Source organism: Chitinophaga ginsengisoli, from assembly GCF_003014595.1.
Lineage (GTDB): Bacteria > Bacteroidota > Bacteroidia > Chitinophagales > Chitinophagaceae > Chitinophaga > Chitinophaga ginsengisoli.
The window spans coordinates 94263-117413 of the sequence record NZ_PYGK01000020.1; the positions used below are offsets into that span (position 1 = coordinate 94263).

General features: G+C 46.3%; 15 protein-coding genes, 1 tRNA gene and 1 pseudogene. 3 read left to right on the top strand and 14 right to left on the bottom strand.

Annotated elements, in window-relative coordinates:
* Positions 1-99: 99 nt before the first annotated feature.
* Positions 100-5601, bottom strand: coding sequence for an alpha-2-macroglobulin family protein (locus CLV42_RS30655; protein WP_245901776.1), 5502 nt, complete (start codon positions 5599-5601; stop codon positions 100-102).
* Between the two features lie 147 nt (positions 5602-5748).
* Entirely contained in the window at positions 5749-7245 is a 1497-nt protein-coding gene (locus tag CLV42_RS30660; RefSeq protein WP_106605760.1) for an ATP-binding cassette domain-containing protein, read from the bottom strand.
* 672 nt (positions 7246-7917) lie between these two features.
* Here CLV42_RS30660 and CLV42_RS30665 point away from each other — a divergent pair.
* On the top strand, positions 7918-8373 hold the full coding sequence (locus CLV42_RS30665) for a GNAT family N-acetyltransferase (protein WP_106605761.1): 456 nt from the start codon (positions 7918-7920) through the stop codon (positions 8371-8373).
* Here CLV42_RS30665 and CLV42_RS30670 read toward each other — a convergent pair.
* From CLV42_RS30670 to CLV42_RS30690, 5 genes are all read right to left on the bottom strand, one after another.
* Positions 8370-9263 (bottom strand): DUF6048 family protein, encoded by an 894-nt coding sequence (locus CLV42_RS30670; protein ID WP_106605762.1) that lies wholly within the window; start codon positions 9261-9263, stop codon positions 8370-8372. The two genes, CLV42_RS30665 and CLV42_RS30670, sit on opposite strands and share 4 nt — an antisense overlap.
* Entirely contained in the window at positions 9229-9705 is a 477-nt protein-coding gene (locus CLV42_RS30675) for a DUF6452 family protein (RefSeq protein ID WP_106605763.1), read from the bottom strand. Before CLV42_RS30675 ends, CLV42_RS30670 begins: the two co-directional genes overlap by 35 nt.
* Positions 9706-9830: 125 nt before the next feature.
* Positions 9831-12704: an excinuclease ABC subunit UvrA gene (uvrA, locus tag CLV42_RS30680; RefSeq protein WP_106605764.1), complete on the bottom strand. Its 2874-nt coding sequence runs from the start codon at positions 12702-12704 to the stop codon at positions 9831-9833.
* Positions 12705-13117: 413 nt separating this feature from the next.
* The gene (fabF, locus tag CLV42_RS30685) at positions 13118-14380 is read right to left on the bottom strand and encodes a beta-ketoacyl-ACP synthase II (protein WP_106605765.1); all 1263 of its coding nucleotides are present in this window, start codon (positions 14378-14380) and stop codon (positions 13118-13120) included.
* Positions 14381-14492: 112 nt separating this feature from the next.
* Positions 14493-15569, bottom strand: a complete 1077-nt coding sequence (locus CLV42_RS30690) for a fatty acid desaturase family protein (RefSeq protein WP_106605766.1) — start codon at positions 15567-15569, stop codon at positions 14493-14495.
* A 134-nt stretch (positions 15570-15703) separates the two neighbouring features.
* Here CLV42_RS30690 and CLV42_RS30695 point away from each other — a divergent pair.
* Positions 15704-15792, top strand: a tRNA-Ser gene (locus CLV42_RS30695).
* Positions 15793-15875: 83 nt separating this feature from the next.
* Here the strand turns inward: CLV42_RS30695 and CLV42_RS34480 are convergent.
* The 4 genes and pseudogenes from CLV42_RS34480 to CLV42_RS30710 all read right to left on the bottom strand — a co-directional run bounded on the left by CLV42_RS34480 (position 15876) and on the right by CLV42_RS30710 (position 19054).
* Entirely contained in the window at positions 15876-16460 is a 585-nt protein-coding gene (locus CLV42_RS34480) for a PDDEXK nuclease domain-containing protein (protein ID WP_317048024.1), read from the bottom strand.
* Positions 16449-16826, bottom strand: a pseudogene (locus CLV42_RS34485) (DUF1016 N-terminal domain-containing protein); the annotation flags it as partial. The gene CLV42_RS34480 and the pseudogene CLV42_RS34485, both read right to left, overlap by 12 nt.
* 160 nt (positions 16827-16986) lie before the next feature.
* Positions 16987-17979 carry a PDDEXK nuclease domain-containing protein gene (locus CLV42_RS30705; RefSeq protein WP_106605768.1) on the bottom strand — a complete coding sequence of 331 codons (993 nt, stop codon included), beginning with the start codon at positions 17977-17979 and terminating at the stop codon, positions 16987-16989.
* Between the two features lie 241 nt (positions 17980-18220).
* Complete coding sequence (locus CLV42_RS30710; protein ID WP_106605769.1) at positions 18221-19054, bottom strand: phosphatidylinositol-specific phospholipase C/glycerophosphodiester phosphodiesterase family protein; 834 nt, start codon at positions 19052-19054, stop codon at positions 18221-18223.
* A gap of 330 nt (positions 19055-19384) precedes the next feature.
* Between CLV42_RS30710 and CLV42_RS30715 the strand changes: the two genes are divergently transcribed.
* Positions 19385-19999 (top strand): protein rhiA, encoded by a 615-nt coding sequence (locus CLV42_RS30715; RefSeq protein ID WP_106605770.1) that lies wholly within the window; start codon positions 19385-19387, stop codon positions 19997-19999.
* A 235-nt stretch (positions 20000-20234) separates the two neighbouring features.
* Here the strand turns inward: CLV42_RS30715 and CLV42_RS30720 are convergent, their stop codons facing one another.
* The 3 genes from CLV42_RS30720 to CLV42_RS30730 all read right to left on the bottom strand — a co-directional run bounded on the left by CLV42_RS30720 (position 20235) and on the right by CLV42_RS30730 (position 23044).
* Complete coding sequence (locus CLV42_RS30720; protein ID WP_106605771.1) at positions 20235-21071, bottom strand: helix-turn-helix domain-containing protein; 837 nt, start codon at positions 21069-21071, stop codon at positions 20235-20237.
* Positions 21072-21366: 295 nt separating this feature from the next.
* Positions 21367-21900, bottom strand: a complete 534-nt coding sequence (locus CLV42_RS30725) for a carboxymuconolactone decarboxylase family protein (protein WP_106605803.1) — start codon at positions 21898-21900, stop codon at positions 21367-21369.
* A gap of 388 nt (positions 21901-22288) precedes the next feature.
* Positions 22289-23044, bottom strand: a complete 756-nt coding sequence (locus CLV42_RS30730; protein WP_211303563.1) for a hypothetical protein — start codon at positions 23042-23044, stop codon at positions 22289-22291.
* Positions 23045-23151: the final 107 nt, after the last annotated feature.

Here is a 23151-nt window from a genome sequence, read left to right on the forward strand (position 1 = left end):
TAAAATTAGGGATTTAAAGAGAAAGCCGTTTAGCTAAGTTTCCGGTAGCTGTTTACAGCTCCTTCCACTTCACTAAACGGCTTTCAAAGTGTTAGTTCCTTATTTCGTCACTTCCACCCACTTGCCCGGCAGGAAGGCGTGTATGGTGTTATCATACATCGCTTCGCAGGATACGGCTGGCAGATAATAACGGCCGAGGTAGGCCGCATTCAGCAGCACGTTGTAGGTGCGTGTTTTGTTTTCTTCAATATTGAAGTACGTGTATACCCTGTCATCACGGATATCCTTGTAGGTATATGGTGATGAACGGAAGGTGCTGTCATTGTCCATCAGACGGGTATTGATGATCTCCCATCCGCTAGGGAATACCTCTGTCAATGCCATCTGCTCATAATAACCGCGTTTACCCGGGTTACGGATGGTGACAGTAGCCAGGAAGTCTGCTCCCTGGCGCAGCGATGCCGGATCAAGGACTTTACCATCGCGGGTGCTGTATTTCACCTGGATATCCAATACATCAGGATTGTTAGGCACATTTGGTTCCTGACCCGCATCCGGACGGCCCTGGAGAATGAGGCGGGTATACAGTACATTCTGTCCCTTGTTCTGGATGCTTACGCTACCATCTGCCATGCTGGCGAAGCTGACAGGTACCTGTGCTACATAAGAACTACCGTTGACAGTATTGCTGGCGCCATTCAGTGTATAACTGAAGGTCATCTTATTGCCGCTGCTGTTCACACCACAATATTTGGCAACAGCAATCAGCGCATAAGCGGTGGTCTGCGTACTGTACCAGCTATCCTGTGCGAGGTTAGACGCTATCTGTTTCAGCAGCTCATTGGCACGTGCACGCTGTCCCAGGATGGTGAGCGTTTCCAGTATCATGGCTTTATCGCGCAGGTCGGAACCGAAGGTGCCGCCCAGTTGATTGTATGGCTTCACTTCTGTAGGCAATGTCCTTACCAGGGTATTGGCCAGTTCCGGCTGACCAGCCAGTTTATAGGCTGCTGCCAGTCTCCATTTCGCTTCGTTAGACAGGTACTTGAATTCTTTCAGACGGTTCATTGCACCTAGTTCCGGTACTTTAGCCAATGCCAGCAAGTACAGACGATAAGCCTGTGTCAGGTCGCCACCATAGAAGTTGGTAGTAGAAGGCGCCCATGAACCAGCCTTGTTGCGCTGGTATTTCTTCCACTGGTCCAGCATACCGGCAGGCAGTTCATAACCTTTCGCCTGTGCTTCCACCAGGAAGTGACCGGCATAGTTGGTACCCCACTCGTCTGACTGTCCTTCACCCGGCCAGTAGCTCATACCTCCATCAGAAGTCTGGAAGCCTTTCAGGCGGTTGATACCTGCTTTGATATTACGGTCAACATTTGCCAGTTCACTTTGCTTCAGGTCCATCAGCTGGTTCAATGCCAGTTGAGGGAATACGCTGGAAGTGGTTTGTTCCACACATCCATGCGGATACTGGATCAGGTAGTTCAGGCGTTTCGCCAGGTTCAATGCCGGAATGGTGGATACTTCCAGTACGCCGGTGTTGGTGCCGGCCATACCCGCAGCTTTATAGGTAGTGCTCCAGCTCTGACCTGCCTGCAGGGTTGTTTCCTGTATAGTAGTAATGACCGGGTTCGGGTTACGTATTTCCAATTCGGTTTCGTCTTCTGCTTTTGCAGCACCGCTGGTAGCAGTTACTTTCACTTTAGCGATACCTACCTGTGGTCTTACACGTACATCAAAATAAACGATCTGTTCACCTGGCTGAGCGAAGGTAACCGTCTTGGTACGCTCGCCTACTACTTCCAGCAGCGCGCTGGTAGCCAGCGTTACTTTTGCAGAACGGATATTGTTTTCCAGTCCGAAAACAGTTACCGGTAACTGGATCGTTTCTGAAGGTCCCAGTACACGTGGCAGTGTCGTCAGCAGCATGAGCGGTTTCTTCACAGCCACTACTTTTTCAGCAGCACCGTAAGCACCATCCTGACCTGCTACTACCATTGCTTTCACAGAACCGACATATGGAGGCAGTTTGAAGTTATGGGTTTGTTTGCCACCTTTCAGTGTGAATGGCCCCATGTATATCACAACAGGTTTGAAGCGGTTGGCTTTCGCATTACCTGCATTTTTATTCAGTCCTTCGTCACCACCAATGCTCAGGATGCGTTCTAAGTCGCCACCCCATGCACCGATCACGTAATCGAACAGGTCCCATGTTTTCACACCCAGCGCTTCACGTGCATAGAAGGCACTGTGCGGATCTGGTGTTTTGAAACGGGTCAGGTCCAGCAAGCCTTCATCCACCAGTGCGATGGTATAGGTCATGGCCTTTCCTTTAGCTTCAGATACGGTGATGCTGGCATTTTGCTCAGGCTCCAGTTTGTCAGGCATGGTGATCACCGGCTGTAATATGGTATTCGCATCATTGATAGTGATCGGGATCACGCCATACATACGGATCGGCAGGTCGTTCTTGGTGTTGGCATGTTTCTGTAGCAGGCTGACGTTCACATAAATGTTAGGCGCCATTTCTTTCTCTGCCTTGAACTTGTAAACGGTCTGGCTTTTCTGTGTCTCGATCCAGAAGGTTTTCAACACCTTGCTGCCAGATTCTATGCTGACCAGTCCGCGGCCGCCTTCGCTGCTCGGAATAGTGAGGGTGATATCTTCGCCTACATTGTAGTCGCTTTTATCTGATGTAAACACCAGCATAGATGCTTCGGATGGATTCTCTTTCTGCACCCTTTCAGCCCATCCCGGCCAGTCGATATATACTGCCTGACCGCTGGTATGACCGCTTTTCAGGTCTTTTACACGTACGAGGTAACGGCCCCAGTCAGGAGAGTTGATCTGGAGGTTCCAGGTACCTTTACCGCCGTGCAGCGTCATTGTTTCTTTCTTCAGGAGCTGGTTGTAGCTATCCTGTGTGAAGTTGCTGAACTCATCTTCACTGTTCTCATCCCACCACCAGCGCCAGCGGATCTTGTACAGTTCTACCTGTACTTCCTGGTTACCGCTGAGGAGGTTACCATTTTCATCTACGTTCACGATGCTGACAGGATGTGCTTTGTCGGTCAGCAGCATACCTGTCATACGGTCGCCTTCCGGCATTTTGATACCGGTATAAGACGCGAACGGATTGTATGGCATGGAGAAGTGGTCGATACTGAAATCGCCACCTGGCTCAAATACTTTGATCTCGAAGCTGGCTTTCAGCTGACCGGGCGCCAGTTTTCCGAGTGGCAGGTCCACCTTTACAGGTGCAGTGCCGCTCTCACCCAGGCTGCTTTCAAAAATGGTCTTGCTTTCCGCTTCAAAGTGTGTGATAGGGTCATCGAAATGATAATCCTTGAAGTTCTTAAAGCTGGTAGCCTGCTGTGTCAGGGATACGTCCACTTTCGCCTTCAGGTTCTGTGCAGCAGCGCCGAATAACCAGCGTGCATTCAATGTACCTTCAGTCGGAGAAGTCTTTGAGAGGGTCGTATTCTTACCAAAGTTGAGATCTATTTTCAGCCTGTTGGGCTTAACAGTTTCTATGCGGAGGTTCTTGGTGAATACGGCACCACCTACTTTTACTTTCGCTGTCCAGCTACCGGTTAGATCATCCGGAGAGGTAGCGGTAGTGAAGCGGTAGAAGCCGTTCACAGACTGCAGCCCGTTCAGCTGTCTGTATAACTGTCCTTTAGGATTGTACAGTTCCAGTGTTACCGGGTGATTAGGTGGCAGTTTCTGTTCTTTATCTTCCAGGATGAAGGTCAGGAACAGGGTATCGCCTGGGCGCCATACGCCACGTTCACCATACAGGAAGCCTTTGATACCGCTCTGTACTTCTTCACCTTTCACATCAAAACGGCCTAGTGGCAGAGAGTTTCCATCATCCAGTTTCAGGTAACCTCTTTCATCATCTTTTTTGGCGACGAGGAGATAAGGCTTACGTTTCAGATCGAAAGTAGCGAGACCGTCACCATCACTCTTGGTTTTGAAGATGACCTGGTTCTGATAGTCGAGTAGTTCCAGTTCCACCCCGATCATTGGTTTGGTATCGCGGATATCTGTTACGGCAATCAGCATGCTGTTGTCATTTCCTCTTTTGGCAGTAAGGCCGATATTGGAGGAGAAGACGTTGCGGGAAGCCCATTTGTCTTTATTGTAGTAGGAGTTGGAGCAAGGATCATCGCGCTCATCCCAGGAATAACCAAATGGATAATAGTTGTCGTAGCGACGCCAGAAATCGTCGTCTTCATCCACTTTTTCGTTATCGTAATAACCACTATAATATTCTTCATCGCTTTCAGCTTCGCGGCTGGTACCATCTTCAGTTTGCGCGGCAGAACATCCGAGGAGGGAGTAGGATTTCCGGAAACCTATGGTCACACGGTAGATAGCTCCTGGTTCTGTACGCAGCAGTTTCTCCATATCGAGGTAGAAGCGGTTACGCTTGTGGAGGTTGAGTGACTTATCAGCATCCAGGCGGATGGTCTTTTCCACTACCGGACGTCCAACACGGCGTAATTCCGCGCTACCGTCCAGGCTATTCTGCTGTAAATATTGCGGGATATTGTTCTCGTAGATTTTGATGATGGTAACGTCTACCGCACTGAGGTTCACTGCTTCGAAAGGCATTACCAGTTTATTGCTTTCCGGTAGTATCACTCCTTTGCCGGGGATGGACACGGAAGGCTGGGTATTTTCAAAGACGATATTGGCAGAGAAGCTCTGTTCCAGTTTGCTATCGGCCACATTCAGGATACCTTCATTCACTACGACGTTATAGTCGCCTTCCAGTCTTTTAGGAGCGAACACTTTCACCTCGCTACCATCAATGGAGAAGCGGAGATCGCTCACACCGCTCACACCGATAAGACCATCCAGTGTCTGTGCAACGCTCACAGGGTCGGAGAACTGTACGAGTATGTATTGTTCTGTTTCGGCCACTGCGCGTACGTCCAGCACTTTGAAGTCGGAGATGGCGGGTACTTCTATTGTCTTTTTGCCGGAGAGGTCCACGTTCAGTGGTTTACCGTCCCAGTTCAGTTCCAGTTTACGGGAGCCACCACCTTTATCTGCACGTACCAGGTTCTCGATGGTGAAAGTGGATACTTTATCGGCCGCATTATGCTGCCAGGTAATAGCTACTTTTTTACCCTCATAGGTCGCATTTACCACCTTTTCGATCTTTTGTGGATCTTCGGTATCGGCAGTGCTGATAGCACCGGAGAAGGTCATTTTATTCAGGACGTTGCTGCCTGCCGCTTTCAGGCCATATTCTTCTATGGCATAAGAAGGCTTGATGACGAGGAATTCGAAGTCGAATTCCTTCAGGTCTTTTTCCACCTTCATGACCTTACCCAGCTTGAAGGTAGCCTTGTAGTTCTTGCCGGGTTCGAGATTGGCATCGGGCCTGAACTCGACCGTAGTGGCATCTACCCAATAAGCCTTTCCTTTGATGTTGGGGCTGAAATCGAAGAGTTCCTCTTCCACAGGTTCATTCTGCGTATGAGTAACATTCACATTGCTGGTCAGTTGTACCCGGATTGTACTTTGCCTCGAAATAACCCCGGCAGTATAGGCTTCAATGTATTTGGCCAGGGCAGGGTTCATGACTGTTTTTGTGTTTTTACAGGCTGTAATGCAAGTAATGAGTAGGCATACAGCGAAGGCGGAGACGACCGCCAAACGTTTTTTGGGACCCATGAGGTTTAAATGCTGTTTAAGATATAAAGGTAAACTAAATGTATTATTATTTAATTATATGGATCTTCCCCTCTCCAGTTTTAGTACATTGGTTACTGCTGCCGGGATCTCTTCCTGGTAGTGCGTAACGAATATAAGGGTCAGATCCATCACACCACATAGGATATCGATAACATGTTTGAAGTGATCCTTCTGTTGCTGGTCCAATCCCTGGCAGGGTTCGTCGAAAATGAGTAATGGGGGTTCTTTTACCAGGGCGCGGGCCAGGAGGGTTAGTCGCTGTACACTTTCGGGAACTCCTTTAAAAGCCTGGTTTGCATATGTTGCAATGTCCAGTATATCCATCCACGCAGCGGCGTGTTCCTGTTGTTCGGCAGTGCCCTGGCGGTTGCTGCCGATGATATCAAAGAATCCTGATACGACCACCTGCAGGCAATTACTGCCAGCCTGGAAGTATTGGTGCAATTCGGGTGATACAAAGCCTATCTTCTTTTTAATATCCCAGATGCTTTCTCCGCTGCCTCTCTTCCTGTCAAACAGATACAATTCCTGTGCGTAGGCCTGCGGATTATCGCCATTGATCAGGCTTAACAAGGTCGATTTCCCTGCACCGTTATGACCGAGTAAAGCCCATTTTTCATTCGGCTTTACTATCCAGTTAACATCGTCGAGGATCAAATGTTCGCCATACTGCACTTTTATGTGCTCCATCCTGATGATGGTGTCATATGGCGATGGCGTGTTTTTCACAATCGCCCTGATCTTTTCCTCATCTACCTGCCAACCCTGGGCCGTAGCCGCCTGGGGTATCTTCCCGTATTCTTCCCGTGTGTACTTTCCTGTTATACGGCCTTCGTCCAGCGTCAGCACATGGGTAATATTTTCCGGTATTTCCGTAGGGGAAGTGACCAGCAATACGGTTGTACCTCCAGCAATGATCCTGTTCACCATATCACTGAAATGCTTTCTTGTCTGAACGTCCAGACCACTGAAAGGATTGTCCAACATCAGCAATACCGGCTGTTTTAACAATGATTTGGCAATCATCACACGGCGGGTTTCTCCATTGGAGAGCTTGATCAGCTCCTTATCCATCAATGCCGGGATCTTCAGCGGTTCCAGGATGGGCGTTTGTTCGGGTGTACCGCCAGATTCTCCGTAGAGGTATTCCCGTACGGTAGGCGCATCCGAAGAGTCCATACTGTTGAACCGCTGCTGGTAGTAGAAATCGGTCGTAGTATTGGAGCGGTTCCTGAAGGTATGATGGTGTCCCACCAACGCCTGCAGGTCCCTGTAGCTGAAGTATGGGTCGGTGATGGTATGTTCCCGGCGGTAGGTTTCACTGAAATGATGATGGATACTGCCATTGATCACGTTGAACTTACCCGCTATCGTGTTGAGGAGGGCGGATTTACCGGAGCCACTGGGGCCGGTGATCGCCCATTGTTCTCCTGCATTGATATGCCAGTCCAGACCGGTGAAGAGGGTTTTATCCAGGTAACGAACAGTGATGTGTTCAAGCGATAGGAATGGAATGGCATGGGTACTCATGATGTTGTTGTTTCTCGAAATTCGGGGCTAAATTATTATTTTATCCCGGGGTTTTCAACCCCGCGTTACAAACAACGGGACCCCTCCCGCATCCCCGGGGTTTTCACCCCCGTATCCCCGGGGTTACAACCCCGTATCCCCGGGGTTTTCAACCCCGCGCTACAAACAATGGGACCCCTATGGGGTCCTATTGTGTTTTGTTGGCATTCCGCATCCACCGGGGTTTTCACCCCCGTATCCCCGGGGTTTACAACCCCGCGCTACAAACAACGGGCCCCCTATGGGGTCCTATTGTGTTTTGTTGGCATCCCGCATCCCCCGGGGTTGTAAACCCCGTATCCCCGGGGTTTTCAACCCCGCGCTACAAACAATGGGACCCCTATGGGGTCCTATTGTGTTTTGTTGGCATTCCGCGTCCCCGGGGGGTACAACCCCGTATCCCCGGGGTTTTCAACCCCGCGCTACAAACAACGGGACCCCTATGGGGTCCTATTGTGTTTTGTTGGCATTCCGCATCCCCGGGTTTACAACCCCGTATCCCCGGGGTTTTCAACCCCGCGCTACAAACAACGGGACTCCTGCGGAGTCCTATTGTGTTTTGTTAATTACATTTGTGAACACGCGATTTTTGATAGAGGAGGGTAGGCTGTCAAATCAATAAACAACAATCTTATGATACACTGGATTACCAAGACATTTGAAGCGTTAACCACGCAGGAGTTGTATGCCGTATTACGCCTCAGAAGTGAGGTGTTTGTGGTCGAGCAGAATTGCGTTTTCCAGGACATGGATAATGCCGACCAGCTGGCTGTGCATATCATGGGATTCGATGATGAACTGGACAATGAGTTGGTAGCCTATACCCGTGTATTTGGTCCGGGTATCAAGTTTGACATGTGTTCTATTGGACGGGTGGTAACATCTCCACGCGCCAGAAGGTCCGGTTTTGGCAAAAAGCTGATGGAACATTCTATCGCTGTTGTGGAAGAACGGTTTGGCAAGGTACCTATTAAAATAGGTGCACAGCAATACCTGGAGAAGTTCTACGCTTCTTTAGGCTTCAAACAAAGCAGCGAGATGTACCTGGAAGATAACATCCCGCATATTGAGATGATCAGGGAAGTTTAGTCCTTCTTCTTTTTAGGCTCCCTGGATTCGCGGATCTTTAATTTGTACAGCGGCAGGTAATAAGATACCGTGTAAGTCAGATCGAACTGCGAACTCTTAGAGCCGCTGCCAAAGCCCGGAATGACAATAGGGTCAAAACCTTCGGCGGCATTGTTGCTGAGCATGATCTTTTCACGTACTGCCCATCCCAGGAAGAAGTTCGGCAATGCTTCCACACGCATACCGAATGTCAGCTCGATCCAGTGGGCGGTCATGTTTGTTTTAGGGAATGAGCCGGGTGTTACGGATTGCCAGTATTTATTGTGGATGTTGAAGGCAGGCACTTCGTAAGTATTACGGGCAAAGCCATAATGGATACCGCCGTATACCATATTCTTTTCAGAAGGATCTTTCTTTTTCAGGAAATCATAATCTACACCGACGGTGGCATATGCGCCACTACCTTTATAGGTATAGCTGGTGTCGCTGTGAGAGGTACGGTTATAACCGAGCTCGAAGGCGCCATAGAGCTTTTTATTGATACGTGCGTCTGCCTGTACGGCTACATCAGTTCTGTAGGGCTGGAAGAAGTGCAGGGCAAAACGGCTGATATCTATACCCAGACGGAGGCCGCCGGGAACGTAATAGATGGAATCCGGTTTCTTTGCCGGAACAGGAGTTGCCGGCGGACGTTGCGCTGTTTTATGTCCGGAGGTGTCCACTGCCTTCTTTAAGGGAGCAGCTTTTAAGGGAGCAGCTGTTGCCGGACGTTGCGCGGGCTTGGGAGCAGAGGTATCAACAGCCGTCTTTTTGATACTGGTATCTCCCGCAGGTTTTACCTGAGCCTGAGCAGCTTGTGTGAGCAGGCCGGCCAGACTAATAGATAAAGAATAAAGAAATGTGCGTATCATTCGTGCTGTTTACTTCCCTGTTATTAATATGTAAAGAGTCGATGGTGTGAAAAGTGGTGATCACCGTATCAATGGTGAAGAAAGTGGCAAATCCACATCCCGGCGACACAAAGTTCTTTTTCCTTTTATATCGGAAGGTCAGGGTGTCGGGTATCATGGTGGAATCCAGCTTCAGGTAAAACCTACTGCTGTCTGCCAGTGGATCTAATGACATAAACACGCTCGATCTTGGCTGTTTCCTGACGATAGAGTCTTTTCCCAGTGCAAACAGGGTCACCTTTGGCCAGATGGTATCTTTCACTAAAAAGCCTTGCAATGTGTCCTTCTTAAAGTTCATGCCCAGAGAACTGATCAGGGTCTGGTCACAACTTTTGGTTTCATCTTCACAGGCCGCAAATACTGACAAGAGTAGTATTGCTATAATCCCAGAAATGTATTTCATGCCTGCAAATTACGAGTTCCCTTTACAAGTTCCGCTTTCCGCAGGTGAAATTAATCACCCGCGGAAAGGGAGTTATATCATATCTGCCTGAGAAGGCGGAAGTAATAAATATGGTAGGCCGGCTGTTAATTTTTCAGTTCCGGCTTCAGGAAGCGGGCAGTATGGCTGTCCTTGCAGTTGATCACTTCTTCAGGTGTACCGCTGCAGAGGATCGTACCTCCGCCGGCGCCACCTTCAGGCCCCAGGTCGATAATATGATCGGCCATTTTGATCACGTCCAGGTTATGTTCAATTACCAGCACCGTGTTACCCCGGTCTACCAGCTTATTGAGAACGTTCAGGAGCAACTGGATATCCTGGAAATGAAGACCTGTAGTAGGCTCGTCCAGGATATAGATGGTTTTGCCGGTATCTTTCTTGGAAAGTTCAGTAGCCAGTTTCACGCGCTGGGCTTCCCCTCCGGAAAGTGTTACTGCCGATTGCCCCAGGGTGATGTAGCCTAAGCCAACATCCTGGAGGGTTTTGATCTTGCGGTAGATGTAGTTGACAGGCTGGAAGAATTCCACGGCTTCATCTACGGTCATATCCAGTACGTCGGAGATGGATTTCCCTTTATACCGGATTTCGAGTGTTTCCCTGTTGTAGCGGCGTCCGTTACATTTCTCACAGTGTACGTATACATCCGGGAGGAAGTTCATTTCAATCACGCGCATGCCGCCGCCTTCACAAACATCACAGCGTCCGCTTTTCACATTGAAGGAGAAACGGCCTGCATTGTAACCCCTGATTTTGGCTTCCGGTACCTGGGAGAACAGCTGGCGGATGTCCGTGAAGAATCCGCAGTAGGTAGCAGGGTTGCTCCGTGGGGTACGTCCGATCGGGGACTGGTCTATTTCTATTACCTTATCAATGTTCTCCAGGCCTTTGATGCTTTTGTAAGGCATTGGCTCCATCTTGGAGTCGTAGGCATGTTTACTGAGGATAGGGTACAGTGTTTCGTTGATCAGGGTGGACTTTCCGCTACCGGATACGCCTGTAACGCAGATGAATGTTCCGAGGGGGAATTTCACACTGACATTTTTCAGGTTATTGCCCGTAGCGCCTTTCAGTTCCAGCACCTTACCATTGCCTTTACGGCGTTCAGCCGGTACCGGTACTACGCGTTTACCGTTCAGGTAGCCGGCGGTAGGCGTGTCCATTTTTAATATATGCGCAGGCGTGCCCTGGGCGATGATCTGTCCGCCGTGTACACCAGCGCCGGGACCAATGTCCACCAGGTAGTCGGCATGGAGCATGATATCTTTATCGTGTTCCACAACTATTACCGTGTTACCCATCTCTTTCAGGTTGCGGAGGGCATCGATCAGCTGCATGTTGTCCCGCTGGTGAAGCCCGATACTGGGTTCATCGAGGATGTAGGTGATGCCCATCAGCTGGGAGCCTATCTGTGTAGCCAGGCGTATACGCTGACTCTCGCCACCACTCAGTGTGCGGGTGGAGCGGTAGAGGGTGAGGTAGTTCAAGCCTACGTTGAGCAGGAAGCCCAGCCGCTCACGGATCTCTTTGAGGATATCTTTGGCGATAACGTTCTGTTTCTTATCCAGGCGTTTTTCGAGGTCTTTGAACCAGTCCTGTAACTTGTCGAGGTCCATGCTGCCCAGTTCCGCGATATTCCGCTCATCCACCTTAAAGAAGAGGCTCTCCTTTTTCAAGCGGGTACCGTTACATTCCGGGCAGGTGTGCAGCTTCATGAAGCTTTCGGCCCAGTTACGTACAGCGTCGGAGGAGGTATCGTTGAAATAGCGGCGTACGGTATTGATCACTCCTTCAAACTCGTCGTTGTACGTTTCTGTGCCGTCGCCAAATTCCATGTCCATTTCCAGCTTACCGTTCTCGTCGCCGAACAGCAGGAGGTTTAAGGTCTTCTGCGGCAGTTCGGAAATGGGTACTGTCAGGGAGAATTTATGTTTACGCGCCAGCTGCTGTACCTGTTTGAAGGTAAAGGTATCGCGGGCTTCACCGAGGGGTGCTAATCCACCGTCATTGATAGAAATGGCAGGATCTGGAATGATGGTATCCATATCTATCTGGTAGATGGTGCCCAGTCCTTTACAGCGGGGGCAGGCTCCGTAGGGGGAGTTAAAGGAGAAGGTGTTGGGAGATGGCTCTTCGTAGGAGAGGCCGGTATCCTCACACATCAGTTGTTTACTGTACTGGCTGACCTTTCCGCTGTCGTTGTCCATGATGAAGAGCAGGCCTTTACCCATCTGCAGGGCTTTCTGTACGCTCTGGCTGATACGGGTGCGGGCATCATCCTGTACCTGGATGCGGTCTACTACCAGTTCAATGTCATGGATCTTGTAACGGTCTACCTGCATACGTTCTTTCAGGTCAAGGATCTCGCCGTTGACGCGTACTTTGAGGTAGCCCTGTTTACGGAGTTGTTCGAACAGCTCGCGGTAGTGTCCTTTACGACCACGGATCAACGGAGCCAAAATTACCAGCTTTTTCTTCGGAAAGTTTTTGAACACATGGTCCAGGATCTCTTCTTCGGAGAAGCGGGTCATGCGTTTGCCGGTATTATATGAATAGGCAAGGCCTACACGTGCGTAAAGCAGACGGAGGAAGTCATAGATCTCCGTAATGGTACCCACCGTAGAACGGGGGTTTTTGTTGGTGGTCTTCTGTTCGATGGAGATGACCGGGGAGAGGCCGGTGATCTTATCCACGTCGGGTCTTTCCATATCACCGATAAACTGGCGGGCGTAGGCGGAGAAGCTCTCCATGTATCGCCTTTGTCCTTCAGCATAAATGGTATCGAACGCAAGGGAGGATTTTCCGCTTCCGCTGATGCCCGTTATCACTACCAGTTTATTCTTGGGTAACTGCAGGTCCAGATTTTTCAGGTTATGTGCCCTGGCGCCGAACACTGCTATATGGTCATCTGCCGTGACCGGTGCCGGGTCGGGCGTTATTACATTCTCTTTCTTCTTTGCCATATCGGTTTAAAAAGCCGTGGTTCACCGGGAGGTGTGCTACGGACTATTTTAGACTACTAAACTACGGCATAATTACGAGTTTACTAAAAATTTTAGTGTGCATCAGCAGTAAGGGATTGAATATCAGGAGAAGTGCAAAATGGTGGATATATGGAAGTGGTGAAAAAAATTGTCTTGAAAAGGGTGATCTGAGGGGCTAAATGAGGAATTGAGAGGGCCGGCCTTGTCTGGTGGTAGGTTGAATGTTTGTTTTATCAGGCGTTGACTACCAGATCTTCCCCGAAGGGAAAAGAAAAAGTACGCTTTATACATGCCGTATACCAGACGTATACCAGGCGTTGAGAGCGTGAGACATGAAAAGAGCGAATCACAGACGTAATTCGCTCTTCCATTATTAATATGATCGGGCTTAATTAAGCCTTGTATTTTTTGAATATTACGATCGCGTTATGACCACCGAAACCGAAGGTATTGCTCATGGCAACATTTACGGTACGTTCCTGTGCCTTACCGAGGGTCAGGTTCAGGTTGGTTGGGATACCTTCACCCAATACGGAAGTATTGATGGTTGGAGGGACCAGGTCGAACTGCGTTGCCTTGATACAAGCGATCGCTTCAATGGCGCCGGCAGCACCCAGCAGGTGACCGGTCATTGATTTGGTAGCGCTGATGTTCACTTTGGTAATGTGATCGCCGAATACGCCGGTGATACCTTTCAGTTCGCTTACATCACCCAGTGGGGTAGAAGTAGCGTGTGCGTTGATATAATCAACATCTTCAGGTTTCAGCTCAGCATCTTCCAGTGCTCTTTGCATACCCAGGCGGGCGCCGAGGCCTTCAGGATGGGTAGCGGTCAGGTGATAAGCGTCAGCGGTCATAGCGCCACCTACCATTTCTGCATAGATGGTAGCACCTCTTTTCACAGCGTGCTCATACTCTTCCAGGATGATCGCACCAGCGCCTTCACCCATTACGAAACCATCACGGTCTGTATCAAACGGACGGGAAGCGGTAGCATGATCATCATTACGGGTGGACAGTGCCTTGAGGGCATTGAAACCAGCAATACCGGCGCGGGTAACAGGTGCTTCGGAACCACCGGCTACGATGGCATTTGCTTTACCCAGGCGGATATAGTTGAACGCATCTACGAGTGCACTGCTGGAAGAAGCGCAGGCAGATACGGTACAGTAGTTCACACCCATGAAACCATATTTCATGGAGATCTGACCTGCTGCGATATCGGAGATCAATTTCGGAATAAAGAAAGGATTGAACTTAGGAATGAAGTTGCCCTGAGCAAACTCAACGATCTGGTCTTCGAAGGTCTGCATACCACCGTTTCCAGACGCCCAGATCACACCGATTTGTGTCTTGTCTACACCATCCAGGTGCAGACCAGCATGTTCAACAGCCTCCTGGGCAGCCACCATGGCATATTGCGTAAACATGTCCATTTTACGGGCTTCCTTCTTCTCCATGAATTTTTCTATATCAAAACCTTTTAATTCGCAGGCGAACTTGGTTTTAAACTCCGTAGTGTCGAAACGGGTAATAGGACCAGCACCACCGGTACCCGATTTAAGATTATTCCAGAATGTGTTTACATCGTTTCCGATAGGCGTTAAGGCCCCCAGCCCGGTAACCACAACCCTTTTTAACGTAACAGTGCGCATAATGCTTTGACTTTAAAATCGAAAGTTAGAGCGCAAATTTAGTCACTTATTCTTATGATTACGCATATTCATAAGATTTATGTGTCATATAAATAAAAAGGGAGGCAATTTATCAGGCCGCGGCGCTGGTTAGGGGCACTGCTGCCAGGTCTATTTTTTGTGTACGGGCCTTGAGAAATATGATAATTTCCTCATCTGTGTTAAATCGGTTCCCGATATTCACAAAATGCCTGGCCAGGAGGTCATAGCGTTTTCTCATCAGGTAGACCCAGACGTGCAGGAAGTGGATGCCGTCAAATACGATAGCGTCATTGGCGATGTATTCAGACAGTGTTTCCCGGAAAAAAACCGGATGTTCCGTCCAGTGCATGGAGGGTTTTACATGATGGCTGATGTGGTAGCCATCATTCCAGCATGTATGGTTGTATTTGGTATTAATACAGGTAATACTGTTTTTATATGAGTTTTCGGGCTCACTGGCGTCAATGAAGGCATGTTGCGCCCAGTTGCCCACCATCATAATGATCCGGGAGATAATAAAGGGAATGATAAATACCGTTAGCGTAGCCGGGAAGCTGATAAAGGACAGTCCGATACAGCCCAGGAAAAAGATCAGCTCTCCCCTGGCGGCTTTGACCATCAGTTTCTGGCGGTGCTTGCGGATAAAATACTGGCAGAGGGTGATGATACCCGTAAATACGAAACTTGTCAGGTATTTGCCGAAGTCTTTGAAGGAATCACGTTGGTAAGCCATGGTGCTGCTTTCATCCTCAGGCATATTGTTCTCCGGATGGTGCATACCGATATGGTGGCTGTAATAAGTTTCCGGCGTTTGTCCGAACAATGGTCCTATCACCCAGGGGAGGTAATGGTTCAGAAAGCCGTATTTTTTATTGAAGAATGCCCGGTGACTGGTACAGTGCAGCATCAGTCCGAAGGAGCCTTTGTATCTAAAATTGTTCAGTACCTGATAAACAATGGCGGCGGTCCACCATAACCATCCAGGGACTGGCAGGTATAAAATAATGGCCAGGGGCAGTAATATTAATGTCAGTTCCAGTGTCAGGTAAACGAAGGGCAGATCGCGTTCATCGCGGATCATGGATTTGAGGAATCTCTGGAAGGTATTGTCCGGCCCCTTCGGGCTAACGTATACAGGATCGGTGAGTACACCTGTGAATGTTTTCATTAACAGTTGTTTAGGTCTGATCGCATTGGTTCTATTAAGGTAAACGAATAAATTGAATAAATCTTATGACAAAAAACTTTTGGATAAGATAAAATAATTCCTATTTTTGCAACCCCTAACGGGGAAATTGATTCGGTGAGATGCCTGAGTGGCCGAAAGGAACGGTTTGCTAAACCGTCGTACGGGTTAAACTGTACCGAGGGTTCGAATCCCTCTCTCACCGCAACTAAGTAAAAGTGGGTATAATCGAGCAAAAGCGCTTAATTGTACCCACTTTTTTTATAGTGATATTTTGCCAGTTTTAGACTATCCCAATTTCCTTCGCTCTTCTTCTATTATCTTTGCCAATTCATCTTCACTGGGCAGATTAATAAGATACTTAGATACAAAAACTTGCTGTGGTAAACCGGAGGTCGCATATCTAACCAGGTTCTCGTTCTTGCTTGCACAGAGTATGATGCCTACCGGCGGATTATCCCCTTCATTCATTTCATTCTCCTTGTAATAGTTCAGATAGACATTCATTTGGCCGGCATCTGCGTGTGTAAATTCGCCAATCTTTAAATCTAAAAGGACATGACACTTTAATATACGATGATAAAATACCAGATCTATACGATAATGTGTATTATCGAAAGTTATACGTCTTTGTCTGGCTTCAAAACAAAAGCCCCGACCCAATTCCAAAAGAAAAGTTTGCAGATGAGTAATTATGCCATGTTCAAGGTCTGATTCAGTATATATATCTTTTTCTTCGAAACCTAAAAACTCAAGCATGTAAGCGTTACGAAATATATTCTCAGCTTTCAAATCCGCTTGTTTCACATTGCTATTTAATACGGCATGTTTGTTAGTACTTAGTCCAGTCCTCTCATATAGCATACTGTTCATTGCCCGTTGCAGATCGCGTACACTCCAGTTATTTCTAATTGTTTCCACTTCATAAAATTCACGTTTCAACGTAGTATCCAATTTAAGCAGTTCAATGAAATGAGAAAAACTAAGTCTTTCTAATAACAGATTTGAGGCCGACTTATTATCTGTTCCTGATGCTTCAGATTGAGTTCCTATCGATTTTGCGGACAATAAGCGCAAAATCCTAACACCATGTGAATCAGATAAATACAATTTTGCGGACGGTGTCCGCAAAATGTCGGAATATACCTTATAAAAGTCTTTACAAATGTAGAGATGCCTTTCCCTAAGAGAAGTAACACCTCCATTTTTCAGATTTGCAGCAATCTCTTTATAAAGTCTTTGGCCATATGACTATTAAGAAGGTTCGAATTCTTAATGGATCTAATACATGGAGCTTTGCCTGGAGGGGATACGCTCAGCGATATGTTTGAAGTACTTAGAGTAGAACGGAAGTTTGTGAATTGCCTTCTAAAGTGGGTTCAATAACAAATCAAATATGTCACTTCTCTCTATCAAGTTCAAGCTTAATCCTATCTTCTTCGATTAATTGCTTTAACTCATTTTCATCAGGAAGATAAAGTCTATACTTACTGGCGAATAATTGCTGGTTCTCTGCCAGTACAGAATATTTTACTATAGTTTCATCCTTTTCTGTACATGAAATAATGCCAATCGTGGGATTATCATCATTTCCTTTTTTTAAATCGTTGTACATTCTTACATACATATCCATCTGACCTATGGCCTCATGAGTAAGTTTATGTGTCTTTAACTCAAGTAATACGAAACACTTTAAATAATAGTTATAGAAAACAAGGTCAATATAAAAGTCAGAGGTATCAGTTACAATATGCTGTTGGCGGGCCACAAATGCAAAACCTTTACCTAACTCCATTAAAAATCTTTGCAAGTGGTTGATAAGTGCAGATTCTATTTTAGTTTCCGTTTGTTCTTTATCCAGCGGTAACCCCAAAAATTCAAATAGATAAGGGTCCTTTATAAAATGTACAGCCTCTGTAGGTTTATTTTCAGGAAGCTTAAGCAGCCTTCCTAAATATTGACTATCAATGTTGCGTTGTAGTGTGCGGCTATTCCAATTTCCTTCAATAGCATGGCTAATCAATTGCGATCTAAGTGACTGATTTTCAACTCTGCTTATTATGCGATAATGAGTCCAGCTCAATTCAGGACGCACTGCGTCCCAAATCTCAAATGCCAGAAAAAAATTCCTCATATTTCTAAGGTTGCTCTCATCAAAACCTTTTCCAAACTCTAATGTAAGTCTGGAGGCAAGACTTTTCAGGACCGCCTTTCCATACGCAGCTCTATTTTCGCCATTCTGCTCATCTTCAATTATGAGTCGTCCAATTTCCCAATACGTTTTCAGCAGTATCGTATTAGTACTCTTATAAACAGTTTTCCTTGCTTCTGCGATTGTACGAGCAATAGCATCGTACAAAGAATGATTCAGATTCTCAATTTTACGACTCATCTATTACGCTGTTTTACCATGATTTCCCAAAAGTCTTCATTGAAATACTATTAACGAAATTATTTTATTTATTAACAATTACCAAGTCGAGGGAGATATAATTAAAGCCATAAAATACTGAATATCAAAAAGATAATTATTGAATCGGTTCGAAAGCTGTCCGCCGCAGCTTGCAGAAACAAAAAAGCCTTCAGATATTTCCGAAGGCTTTTTTGTTTAAGGAATATTGTGGTGTTTTTATCTACTTCGTCCTGGCAAAGTCCTGGTATCTGTTCAATAAAAAGGTTTTCAGTTCAACCAGGTTATCTGTATTAATCAGGTCTACCCCACAATTCAAGAGCTCTTTCCAGACACCAACATTTTCAGGGGAGGCCCACAACCTTACTTTCTTGCCATTTTGATGTGCTATTTGCACATACCTGCAAAGCGCATCTTTTTCCTTCTTTGATATCGTTTCCCGGTCATTCCGGCCAAATATCCGATTATAATGACAACTGGCTATGGGGCATAGATTTGCGGAATTCTTCTCCTTAGCCATCTGTATGAGGTTTTCGTCAATAAATACATATCTGCAATCCTGGTGCGCTATCGTCCAGACAGGTTTCCTGCCGGTTATTACAACAGTAATAGCACGTTTGCATAACGTTCCATTCTCATAATAGGATAACAGCGGTTTGTAATTTTGTAATAACAGCGCCAGTGAGCGATAGCTTTTTTCCGGACTACTTTTTATATCTATCATCAGCGTAATAGGCGGATGCGTAAGCCCCATCGTGTCATTTTCGAAAAAAGACTTCAATGGATCAAGGTATAATTTGTCTATTGTCCTGGACGGCTGTAAGGAAGGTAAAAAATGCGCTACCACAAGTTGCCCTTTCCTAAGGTATATGTCTGCCTCCATGTAAGTGAACCCATTGTCCAGGGCATCGAACACAGGGCGCTTATGCCAATAATCATTATGAGCGTATGCATTCTCAAGGACAGTTACATGCTGGGATAGGGATATTTGGGGCAGAAGCATTGACATCCACAGCATAAATATGCTGAATGGCCCCATTTTTTTGAATGCAGTCATTGTACGTTGTAGGTTTAATAAATATTACGCAAACTTACCTTTTGAATGAATGGTATTCACCGATCATTCGTGAAATTATAGTTATGGAAATCTTAAATTAATGTTAGCAGCTATCCCGGGTAGGTCATAAATACCAACGATCAATTGCGTTTATCCCCAAACATCGTTAAGATAAAACATAGCAATGATATTACATAAGTTATTTTTTAAATTATGTGGCCAGAGGGGGTATGCCTTGTGTGGGGGAGGTCGGGAACCGCGTTAACGCCATCAAAAGCGCTATTGCCCAGATTTTTTACCTATCTTTTATCCATAAACGAATCATTCACCATGGCCACTTACACCATTAACTTTGACAACAACACTGACTCCCCCGGCAATTTTTGCATCTTCCAGCGAGACCCAAACAGTCCAAACCATGGTGTTTTCGTTCTCGCGTGGCTTGTTCAATTCGCCAACTCACATTCGAAGCTGCCCATTTCCTGGAATACCGATGTTTATTTTTTCTGGGCTAAAACCGGCATACTGGCGCCGGGAGTTATCTTTAATGCCGGTGAGGCTTTACCGACAAGTATGACTGAAAATAACGCAGTAACGCTCACCAAAGAAGGCGGCAATTACAAATTTGCAGGTCAGAAGAACTGGCACCAGCAGGGCATGCTTAGCGTTACCGCCGACAATATTACTGCCATTAACCAGGCCAGCGTGGGAATAGGTATGTCAGGTGCAGGTACGTTTGCTGTACAGGCCCAGCCTAATATGACTTTTTTGTTTTCACCTGGTGCAGAATATTGGGTAACATTTGGTGACTTTCAGCAAGGGCAGGTGATGGATCCTACCGAATTTATCAATCCGGTGAAGGTTGATTTTCCGTATGGTATTTTTACAATGGATGTAACGCTTAATATGGATAATACCTGGACCATCTCCCAGGGCCAGGATTAAAGGGTTATTGGTAAGCCTAGATGTTGCATCATAACCTTTGTCAGAACAAATAGCCGCTTACATAAGAAGGGTTCCATTATACGCTTTTTTTAACAGAGAACAGTTTTTTTAGCTAATAGTTCTGACGATCAGGAAAAAACGTGGTTGGCCAACCGATGTGATCAGGTAATAAGATGCTTTAATCATGTGGAAACGGTTTCGGGTAATAGGGAATGTTATGGAATTGGAAATGGCATCATCTCTCCTTTTTATGCTCCGATATGCTTTGCCCCGTTATCTTTTTAAAGAGCCGGCTAAAATGTGCCGCGTCTTCGAAGCCAAGTTCATAGGCAATTTCTTTCGCTGACTTATCGGTGTAATATAATAATCTTTTTGCTTCGTCAATTATTCGGTCATGAATGATCTGTAATGGTAATTTATAATGATAACGTGCGAATAAATTAGATAATGTCTTGGGGGATTTATTTAGCTCATTGGCATAGAACTGTACCTGGTGTTGTGTTTTGAAATTCCTGTCTACTAATAAATTATACTTTCTTACGATGTCGAAATTATCAGATTCAACCGGCTGCTCTTTGATGTATTGTTCTTTGGCTAATCTTGTACCAATGATAATTAACCTTTTTAATAACATTTTTAGCATCTCCGATTTTGTACTGTCGTCTGTTTCGAACTCCTCGATGAAGATGCTTTTCAGTATTTCGAGTTTTCTCTGATTAGATTTATCCAGCGTAATAAATAGCTGGCCGTAAGATCCAAAGAATAAAAAACCTGCGCAGCTTACTTCATTATCATGATCAACAATACAATAAAAGTCCCGGTTATACTGCCAGGCGGTAATCTGCCGGGGTTCTTCAAATGTGAATGACTGATTTGAAAACAGGGGCAATAAGCACCCCGAGGGGAAAATATATGCAATGTTGTCAATGTATACCTGCTGGGCCGGACCGCTATTTAAGGCAATTGTAAAAAGCCGGTCTGCCGCTGCTTCTGTTCTCTTGCCAGAAAATACTTCATCTTCCAACAAGTGAATTATGCCGCCTGATCTTTGGTCAATGTGTGAAAACTTCATTAGCTTATGTTATCCTTAAAATTTTCAGCTTATCTATAACTTCGGCTTCAGTGAATGATATAAGCTCCTATAAAGTTAGGATATCCCATATCCATGATATGGTGTTTTTCACCGTTTTCATGGTGGAATTTAACATTCCAGGGCATTAAAATATTTTACGCAAGCAGTGCAGAAAAGATAGCGGCAACCGCGATATGTCTTGCAAGACCAGCTTATAAAAGCCGGCCTTGTAAGACACTGAATAATATCCGGGTGATACCGGTATCTCTCAGTACAACTACACACAACAATTGTCTTAAATTTCAGGTGCAACAGGAAAGTCGATCGGGACCTTCACTATAGCGTTCAGGTAATTACTAAATGTTCTTTCAGCGATAATCATTAGTATATCAACAAGGCTTTCGTTGGTATACCCTGCCGCAAAAAGATTGTCAATAGCTTGCTGGCTGGCATTCCCTTTTTTGTTGGTCACCTCTTTCACGAACTGGGCTAATGCATCGAGCTTTGCATCAAAGCTTATGTTACCACGACGTATTTCCAGGATTTGTTCATCTGTAAAGCCGTTTAGTTTCCCAACCACCGTATGGGCGCTGATACAGTAATGGCAGCCGTTTATAGCGCTAACCATAAGGTTAATAACTTCTTTTTCCTGGATGGTAAGGGAACTCTTTGCATTAGACAATGCAAGATAGGTAGCCAAGCCATTTTCGGAACTTGCCATGAACGCATAACTATTAGGAACCCGGCCTAACTTCTTTTTAAGAGTATCAAATATGACCTGGTTGGCAGGGCTGACTTCTTCGCGGGTTGGTACTTTAAATGTTTTCATTGCTTTGTATTTATTGACAGTACAAAATTGCATTCCATTCACCCTCCGAAAAATGTATTTAATTCCCTAAGACTTGCCAATTTTCCTAATACCAGCAACCTCGCTGATAGACAGGTTAGGTCGTGTGGATTGAATGGCTGTTTAACAGGGGGAGCTACCTGTGAAGAAGGGAGTAAGTATATAGTAACACAGGATTAGAGGTGGAGTTGATCCGGTGTTGATCTCCGGTTGTATAATTGCGGTAGAATTTAAGCAGAAGTAGGATTGAGGGAAGATCCGGTAATAGCCGGTCTACTGCAGGGGCAAACTGCGGCTGTGGGGCGAGATATGATATTAAATGGGGTATAGGGTTTTGCTCATCAAAATACATCCAGGTGGCAGGGATCGTTTATTCACGCTGAATTAGGGACGGGTGGGCATGTGCGTATATATAATCTGGAGTTGCTTGCACCCGCAATAAGGTCTTCCTGGGGTAAGTGGGTTTACTAAAGCACTTCTGTGTTTGCGCCGCTGCCACAGCAATAATATCGGCTGCCAGGTATTGCCTGTTACCTGATACACAGTCTTTGTGCATACCTCTCACCTGCAAGGTGACTACAAGCGTTCCCGCTCCGGGAACATCCAGTGGTATATTTGTTTCTTCGAAAAGCATATCCGGATTGATCCTCAGGGTAGCCGTTGCTGTACCCGTAACCTGACCTCTGATAAAATCAATACGCGCCGCGATCACTTTTACTTCCAGTGCGGCGATGCCCTTGTATTGAGCGATGGTTTGGGATGGAATATGCAAAGTACCATTCCGGAAAAGCGTGGGCGCCACAGTAAAGAAACGGTCAGCTCCCGTATGCTGATTAAAGCGGAAGCCTGTGATAGCTGCATGATTGCTTCCTGCTGCGATGAGTGCTTTGTTCAGGCGATTGATATGGCCGCTGTCACAACGGATATCCAGATCGTCGTAGAAAGCATGGCGAATCAGCGCAGCTTTCCTGCTGGCCATGCCAAAGCGCCGGGCAGCACGCCGGGTGGCATGGGTTTGTCGTACTATTTCAGGCATGCTACGCAGGAAGTATTCACCGTTGCGCTCATAGCCGATGAGATTACCGAGTTTACCGGTAAAAGGAATGATAGATGTTTGTTTTGCCATTTGAGATGATTTTGATGAGATATAAAAGTAATATAACTTGTCGACCGCATTTTCGGGATAGATTAATGGTTATCTAAGACGGAGACGAGGGGAATTGTATAGCATTC